Origin of the sequence: Rodentibacter myodis, assembly GCF_001999305.1 — a bacterium.
Lineage (GTDB): Bacteria > Pseudomonadota > Gammaproteobacteria > Enterobacterales > Pasteurellaceae > Rodentibacter > Rodentibacter myodis.
The window spans coordinates 1-4,914 of record NZ_MLHQ01000044.1 but is presented as its reverse complement, the minus strand read 5'-3'; the positions used below and the strand labels follow the sequence as shown (position 1 = coordinate 4,914).

At 38.8% G+C, this 4,914-nt stretch carries 2 protein-coding genes and 1 pseudogene; all 3 read right to left on the bottom strand.

All coding sequences use genetic code 11. The annotated features are described in order from the left end of the window. Positions 1–499: 499 nt before the first annotated feature. Positions 500–1,444: a carbamate kinase gene (gene arcC, locus BKL49_RS11960; protein WP_077425770.1), complete on the bottom strand. Its 945-nt coding sequence runs from the start codon at positions 1,442–1,444 to the stop codon at positions 500–502. Positions 1,445–1,513: 69 nt separating this feature from the next. Beyond that, positions 1,514–2,518: an ornithine carbamoyltransferase gene (locus BKL49_RS11955; RefSeq protein ID WP_077425768.1), complete on the bottom strand. Its 1,005-nt coding sequence runs from the start codon at positions 2,516–2,518 to the stop codon at positions 1,514–1,516. 141 nt (positions 2,519–2,659) lie between these two features. Beyond that, a pseudogene (locus tag BKL49_RS12390) lies at positions 2,660–4,914 on the bottom strand (hypothetical protein); the annotation flags it as partial.

Genomic DNA, 4,914 nt, shown 5'->3' with positions numbered 1-4,914 from the left:
GTTGCTCCTGTTTCGGTTGCTCTGATTTTGGATTTTGAGCAGGTGGATTTGGTTGAGACGGAGATGAATCCCCCCCACTAGAACTACAAGCCGTGACTAGCATCGCTACACAAATAGCAACAAGTGTTTTTTTCATTTTTAAAGACATTGAATTTCTCCATAAAAAATAAAGTGGATTAATATATTGTTATGCTTTCTCATCTAGACAAAAAAGCTTGATACTATGAGTATCTGAGAGGCGCGATAAGATAAAATAAAAAACCACCCTCATTCTTTGATCTAAATCAAGAAATCGAATAAAAAAGCAACCAAATTAATAACTTAGAAGTTAATAATGGTTGTCCATCAAACCTAATAAAAAAGTATGCTTTAGCTGCTTTATAAAGAATACCGCCACCTCCCGAATAAAGACAAATAAAGATACTATTTTCTTACACTTTATTTTAGTTAATTAATAATAAAAACGTTAATATAAAGGCAAAAGCTTATTTTTTCTTATTTAATAAAATTCAATACCTTTAATCGCACAAGTAACACGCGTGCCCGCTTCGCCTTTTACAATACGTTCAATATCACTAAGTGATCCGATCACGGCATCTTTACCGGTAGCTTTAACAAAGTTGATGACGGCTTTAACTTTTGGCGCCATAGAACCCGGTGCAAATTCATTACTGAGTTCCTCCAATGCAGTCGGGTTGGCTTTGGCAATTTGTTTTTGGTTCGGTGTGTTGAAATTTATGCAAGCAGCGGAAACATCTGTTGCAATGATGAATAAATCCGCCGCTAATTCTTGCGAAATCACGGCGGTGCATAAGTCTTTATCCACCACGGCTTCAACGCCTTGTAATTCGCCCTTCGCATTATAGTAGCTTGGGATACCGCCACCACCACCGCAAATCACTATATTCCCGTTTCCAAGCAAGGCTTTGACAGAATCAATTCCCGTCACCTCTTTTGGCAATGGACTTGGTACGGCACGGCGATAATATTGTCCGTCCTGCATTACCGTCCAACCTTTTTCGACTGCCAATTTTTCTGCCTCTTCTTTGCTATAAACCTGACCAATCGGCTTACTCGGTTTTGTAAATGCAGGATCATTTGGATCGACAATCACTTGATTTAACACCGTGATTGTTGGTGATTGAGGTGCTAAATTGGTGAGTTCTTGCTGCAACATATAACCTATCATTCCAACGGTTTGAGAAACCAAGACATCCAAAGGATAAGGCTCGATTTTCGGATCTTGTGCATAATAAGCAGCGTGCTGTAATGCCAATAGCCCCACTTGAGGCCCATTTCCGTGTGAAATCACCAATTCATTATTTTGTTTAATTTTTGCCAACTGCTCCGCCGCAATCCGAATATTGACAGATTGGTTTTGAGCCGTCATCGGCTCTCCTCTTTTTAATAAAGCATTTCCACCAAGTGCAACGACAATTCTCATTTTCTTTCCTCTTTATTTATTTTTGATAAAAAAATAGCACCGCACTTTTGCGATGCTATTCATTATGACTTAGGCAAGGCTTGCCACCATAACGGCTTTGATAGTATGCATTCTGTTTTCCGCTTGCTCAAATGCCACATTTGCCGGTGATTCAAACACATCTTCTGTGACTTCAATTCCATTGGCAAGTTGTGGATATTTTGCAGCAATTTCTTTGCCGACTTTGGTTTCACTATTGTGGAATGCCGGTAAACAGTGCATAAATTTCACTTTCGGGTTGCCCGTGCGTTTCATCAACTCAGGGGTGACTTGATAAGGCATTAGCAATTCAATGCGATCTGCCCAAGTTTCTAAAGGCTCACCCATTGATACCCACACATCCGTATGCACAAAATCCACACCTTTTACGGCGGTATCAATATCATCGGTTACCATAATACGTGCGCCGGATTGTGCGGCAAATTCTTGGCACATTTTCACTAAAGCCTCTTCAGGCAATAAGGCTTTTGGCGCACAAATCCGTACATCCATTCCCAATTTTGCCCCAATTAATAACAATGAATTGCCCATATTATTGCGAGCGTCCCCGATATACACATAACTAATTTGACTTAACGGTTTCTCGCAATTTTCAATCATTGTCAGCACATCGGCGAGCATTTGAGTGGGGTGAAATTCATCGGTTAAACCATTAAACACCGGCACGCCCGCATATTGTGCAAGTTCATTCACCACAGATTGTTTGAAACCACGATATTGAATGGCATCGTACATTCTGCCCAGTACACGTGCGGTATCTTTCATCGATTCTTTATGTCCAATTTGGGAAGAAGTCGGATCGATATAAGTAACGTGCGCCCCTTGATCGTAGGCGGCAACTTCAAAGGCACATCGGGTACGGGTTGAGGTTTTCTCAAAAATAAGGGCAATATTTTTACCGATTAAGCGAGGTTTTTCCGTACCGGCATATTTTGCTCTTTTCAGATCTCTTGCCAAATCCAATAAAAAACGGATTTCACGCTCGGTATGATTCACTAAACTGAGTAAATGTCTATTTTTAAGATTAAACGCCATTGTGTTGCTCCTTATCATTGCATAAATATGCAATCATTCTAACAAAATATTCATTCATATTCAACGTAATCAAAAAGAAATAAGCACATAAAAAAGGGTTAAACTCAAACAGTTTAACCCTTTTTAAATACTCCTATTTCATTAATTGAATGTTAAGGTTTTAAATGGATTTTCAATTACATGATCATGAACAGTAAACTTAAGATTAGGATTATCTTTAAAGTTTTCATACAGATAACGTAATTCTCTTGATGTTACCGCATCATAATGTTCATAACTTGGGTCAAATAACTTTTTCAGGTTTTCCATATTGATTTGTGTCTTATTTGAATTAAATTTCATAGTATCCGTTACCAATCCATCTAAGGCAAAATACACTTTTCCACCTCGCTCTAAGGTTTCTTTCGCAATCAACTTGGTTTTTTCCGAAAAGAAATCCATTCTGGTGTTATTCAATTCCTGCTGAACCGCATGGTATTGTTCAATCACCTCATTTTGTGCTTTACTGAAAGAAGGCGATGTTTTGGGATTATCAATATCCACAAATTCATTTTGCTTCAACGCCTTCATTAACTGGCGTTCTTTTTCATTAAAGTCAGCCATACGATTTAGAGCATCAACTGCAGCTGGATTTTTCAGTAATTCACTGATGATTTTTTTGTTATCCTCCACGTTTGCCTTATTGATTCGGCTGCGAGAAGAATTTTCTAATGCGGAATTTGCACCGAGGTCTTTAAATTGAGCAATACGATCAATATCTTGTTCGGTTACTTTTCCTTGCTTAACTTTATCCGCTAAATGAGAAAGATTGCCAAATTCATACCCTAAATTTAATTCTCCGATATAACTATCCGCAAGAATAGGGTTGTTTTTCGCTTTATCCGCCTTATTAGCTCGATCAATCAAGGCTTCTCGACCATTTTTCAAACCATAAATTAATGCGTTATCGCCTAATCCGACCGATTCCGCTTTCGCGGTTTCAAGATTATTGTTTTTGCTTGGTAAATGCTCAATCGTTTTAATCTCGGCTTTTTCCTCCTTATAGGCTTTATCAACCAATTTACTTAATTCTTCCCCTAACTTATGTCCAGAGAAAAAGGCTTCTCGTTCTTGCGGTTGCTTTTTATAAGCCTCAAGATTTGTTAAGCTTGAATTTATATAATAAGTCCCGTTTAATGCCATTAAGTTAGCATCATTTCTCATATGTTCAGGAAGTTTATCCTTATAGCGGATAATTTGTGCCTGATCATGATGGGTGAGTTCGTGGACGATAGTATCCAAGATCTCTTTATTATTTTGTTTTCTTGTTCGCAAGAAACTGATAATGGGTGTGGCATTCATTTGAACCAAATTATTGCCGTAAGATCCTTGTTTCATTGATAGCGGATTATTACCGGTAAATTCTAGATCAGCACGTTGTCCTTCAATACCAGTAACTTCCTTTAATGCCTCAAATTTTGCTTGTTCAACCAAGTGGAATAGTTCTCGAATCCCTTCTTCATTACCTGAGAGTTTTTGTTTCATCAGTTGATGGAAGGTATTATTTGAGTCTAATTTTTCCACAATTTTACGGTTAATATCGTGGCGAGAATCTAAATAAGCCTCATCTAACTCAATTTTACTCAGCGCTTTGCCCATATTTTTAATGTTATTACCTTCAAATCCCTCTATGGTATCAGGTCGGTGAATTTTCTTACCTGTTTCCTTAGCCTTCGTTGCCAACGCAGTCGCGTCTTCCGCATTTAATCCATAAGCAAGTTCTTGTAATGCTTTGAGTAAATGGTCTTTGGGTAAGGTTTCTGCATTTTCAGCCAGAGTTTTCAATTTTTTCTCTGCTTCTTTTGCACTATCCCGTTCACGCGCTTTACGCTTAGCCTCTTCAAACAGCTTTTTAGAATCAATGGCTGGCGGTGTCTCATCAGCACGCTTATCCACTAGTTTCTCTGCATTTTCCTGTTTGCTATCGGCGCTGAAGAAATGCTTAATTTTCTCAAAAATTGAAGGATTTCCCTCTTGCTCTGCTTTCGGTTTGCTATTTAACGTCGGTGCTTGTTCCTTCACACCATTGTTATTATTGTTAGCATTGCTTTCCTGAATAGCTGGAGCCGTTGCCTCATTCGCTTTTGTGCTAGCGCTTTGTGGCACTGCAGGTAATTCTGGCAATTCAGGTTTAGCGTTATTTTTAACCGCACTTACTGCTGGAATTTCGGCATAATCACCTTCATCGGCTTCATTCGCTTTTGTGCTACCGCTGTGTGGCACTGCAGGTAATTCTGGCAATTCAGGTTTTGCCTTATTTTTAACTGCACTTACTGCTGGAATTTCTGCATAATCACCTTCATCGGCTTCATTCGCTTTTGTGCTACCGCTTTGTGGTAATGCAGGTAATTCTGGCA